We start from the raw sequence: 3,143 nt of genomic DNA, 5'->3' as shown, positions 1-3,143 counted from the left end.
ATCCGGAGTTTCACGCCGGCGGTAACCCAGATTTTCAATCTGATCGCGAGCGACCGCGGTCGTCCGCTGACCGATATCGTCAGCCATCTCGATCAGGTCGATCTGGATCGGGATCTGAGACATGCGCTTACCGACCCGGCACTCGTGGAAAAGGCGGTTCGGTCCAGGGACGGGACCAGGCACTACATGATGCGCATCCTGCCTTACCGGAAAGCCCGCAACGATCTGGAAGGCCTGTTGTTGACCTTTGTGGACGTGACGTCGCTCAAGGAGGCCGAGGAGCAGCAGCGCCAGCTCATCGGTGAACTTGACCACCGCGTCAAGAACATGCTGGCCGTCGTCACCGCCTTGGCCCAGCAGACGCTGAAAGCGATTGCCAAGGCACCGGAATGCACGGCGTTTCTCGGCCGCCTGCAGGCGGTCGCCAGCACCTACGATCTGCTGACCCGTGACCGTTGGGGGAATATTCCCCTCAGCGACGTCGTGCTCAATGAGGTGAAGCCTTATGCCACCAGCGAAGGACGCTTTGCCGTTGATGGACCTGCCGTTCAACTCCGGCCCAAGGCCGCGTTGGCGCTCGGCATGGTGATCCACGAGTTGGTGACCAACGCGGTGAAATACGGCGCATTGTCCGTGGTGGAAGGACGCGTCGTCGTGACCTGGGAATTCGGGCAAAGGGATGCCGATGCGGTGCTGCTTGTCCATTGGCGCGAGACGGACGGTCCCCCGGTGTCGCCTCCCACCCATCATGGCTTCGGCTCTAAACTGATCACCCAGCAAATCCGCTACGAACTGCGTGGCGATGTCACGGTGGATTACAGTCCGACCGGCCTACAGGCGACGTTCACCGTACCGGTCGCCCAGACGAGGAGCGACAACGAAAACCCCGCTTCCCTTGAGAATGCCCGATGACCGGAAAGCATCTGGAAGGCTGCCGGATCATGATCGTTGAGGACGAATTGCTGATCGCCATGGCGTTGGAGGAAATCCTGCAGGATGCGGGAGCCACCGTCGTCGGCATGGCAAGCTGCGTGGCGGATGCCCTGGCGCTGATCGAACGGGAAGATTTCGATGCCGCTATCCTGGATGTCCGGCTCGACGATGAGCAGGTGACTGCCGTCGCCGACGCGCTCGAAGCCAGCGCGAAGCCTTTTGTCTTCCACTCGGGATACGGGCCGGAGTTCCTTCCGCAACGACACCGACACAGACCGCTGCTTCGAAAGCCCTGCGCCCCTGCTGCCATCGTTCGCATGTTGTGCACTGCCATGGCCTGAGCGGGAACCAGCGAGCCGATCAAAAAGGGAAAATGTGAAAGCCACTGCGCCGGATGGTCGCGTCCATTGTCGATCCAACGATGGTAAGGGACAGAACCGTCCCATAAGATTTCGGCAGAGATTCGGCGTCTTTCGCTGCGATGGGCCTTCCGCCCAGTCCCCTTTATTTCACAGCTTCGTACAGTGCCTGGATGACACTGGATGAAAGCGATGGTTTACGGAGCAAGGGGCGATGACGGTAGGTGCTTGGAAGATGTTCCGGACCATATCCGGAATGGAAAACGAATGGGATTCCCCGTTTGTCCAAAGCCTCGGCAACGTCAAGGATCGGCTCTTCATCCAATCGGGCGTCCAGAAGCGCAACATCGAAGGGTTCGGCTTCAATCAGCGCAAGAGCGTCCACGGTCGAAGCGGCAAGCCGAACCACACTGGCGCCTGCCTCCAAGACTGCCGCCTCCAATACAACGGTGACGAGGAATTCGTCCTCCACGATGAGGACACGACGGTCGTTCAGCAGCTTTCCTGACATTCGCCGCTCCCTTTAGTCAGACGTCCCGTAGACAATATGCCTTTGGCCTTCGCTGTACAGTTGGACAAAAGCAATGGCTATGCACGCTGATGGGAGTCAGTTTTCTCACATTGGTGGCGCCAACATGTGAAAGCGCTATAACTGGTGGTATTTCCGATTTGGGAAAGGAAAAATATTCCAGTTCCTGCAATTTGGCGTTGGCCCACGTGCCGGTTCCGAAGAAAGTTTGGCCTGCCATGCCAACCCAGCAATGATTGGATGGACTTGCCCGGAGAAAATGAAGGGCATCCATCTATAGCCCGAGGGACTGGGAGGTTTGGCATGGGTAACGGTCAACGGCGTAAGGGGACCAAAGAGTTCAAGCAAGAAGCCGTTCGGCTGATCGCGACGAGTTGTCGGACTCTCCCAACTCAGAACGTCGAGGCCCGCGTCGGCTGCAAGGTCTTCAACATCATGACCGGTCTCGGGAAGCCAGTTTCCCGCAGGGTCGCCTGAACGCCAACTTCCCAGGATGGAGCCCGTCGACACCCTGAGTTCCGCATCACTGTCTTGGAGCGATGTGGTGGAAGAACACCCGTTTGATGATCTCCACGAGGACCAGATAGGTAACGACGGCGGCCACCAGGAACAGATAGAAGGAGGCTGGAGGAATCACGAAGCCGAAGAAGGATGCCAGCGGCGTCAGCGGCAGCAGCGCGCCGACGGCGGCAGCTCCCAGCGACAACCCGGCCAGGATTGCGTTGGGTCGGCTGAGCCAGGGGCTGCGGCGGGTGCGGATCACGAAGATGACCAGCACCTGAGTGGCAAGGCTCTCGACGAACCATCCGGTCTGGAAGAGCGCCTCATCGGCGTTGAACAGGTGAAGCAAGGCGTAGAAGGTCAGGAAATCGAACAGGGAACTGACTGGACCCAGCACCAGCATGAAGCGCTGGATCAGCCGCAGATCCCACTGCACCGGCAGGGCCAACGCCTCCGCCTCCACGGTGTCGAGCGGAACGCCAGCCTCCGACGCATCGTAGAGCAGGTTGTTGAGCAGCACCTGGGTCGGCAGCATCGGCAGGAAGGGAAGGAACAGCGACGCTCCCGCCATGCTGAACATGTTGCCGAAATTCGAACTGCTTCCCATCAGGATGTATTTGGTGACGTTCTGCACCGTGCGGCGCCCCTCCATCACCGCCTCGTGCACCACCGACAGATCGTGGTCGAGCAGGATCAGGCCGGCTGCCTCCTTTGCAACGTCGGCAGCGCTGTCCACCGAGATGCCGACGTCGGCGGCATGGAGGGCGGAGGCGTTGGGGAGGCGGGCCCGCAACGCCTCTTCGCTCATCGCCCGCAGATCG

General features: G+C 59.9%; 4 protein-coding genes. 2 read left to right on the top strand and 2 right to left on the bottom strand.

Going from position 1 to position 3,143, the window contains the following annotated elements; genetic code table 11:
- Nucleotides 1–912 (top strand): HWE histidine kinase domain-containing protein (locus tag VH569_RS35155; RefSeq protein ID WP_423321902.1); only part of this gene is annotated, 912 nt, incomplete at its 5' end.
- Nucleotides 909–1,274 carry a response regulator gene (locus VH569_RS35150; RefSeq protein WP_423321900.1) on the top strand — a complete coding sequence of 122 codons (366 nt, stop codon included), beginning with the start codon at nucleotides 909–911 and terminating at the stop codon, nucleotides 1,272–1,274. The genes VH569_RS35155 and VH569_RS35150, both read left to right, overlap by 4 nt.
- Nucleotides 1,275–1,437: 163 nt before the next feature.
- On the opposite strand, the gene VH569_RS35145 is transcribed toward VH569_RS35150, so the two are convergent.
- Together VH569_RS35145 and VH569_RS35140 are read right to left on the bottom strand one after the other, a co-directional pair.
- Nucleotides 1,438–1,803: a response regulator gene (locus VH569_RS35145; protein ID WP_423321898.1), complete on the bottom strand. Its 366-nt coding sequence runs from the start codon at nucleotides 1,801–1,803 to the stop codon at nucleotides 1,438–1,440.
- A gap of 541 nt (nucleotides 1,804–2,344) precedes the next feature.
- Nucleotides 2,345–3,143 (bottom strand): cation transporting ATPase C-terminal domain-containing protein (locus tag VH569_RS35140; RefSeq protein WP_423321895.1); only part of this gene is annotated, 799 nt, incomplete at its 5' end.

Source organism: Azospirillum sp. 11R-A, assembly GCF_049472615.1.
GTDB lineage: Bacteria > Pseudomonadota > Alphaproteobacteria > Azospirillales > Azospirillaceae > Azospirillum > Azospirillum palustre.
This window is presented reverse-complemented; position numbering and strand designations above follow the sequence as displayed.

Excerpts from the sequence above, each read along its gene's own strand:
- VH569_RS35145 (WP_423321898.1), bottom strand. The coding sequence starts at position 1,803 with ATGTCAGGAAAGCTGCTGAACGACCGTCGTGTCCTCATCGTGGAGGAC.
- VH569_RS35150 (WP_423321900.1), top strand. The coding sequence starts at position 909 with ATGACCGGAAAGCATCTGGAAGGCTGCCGGATCATGATCGTTGAGGAC.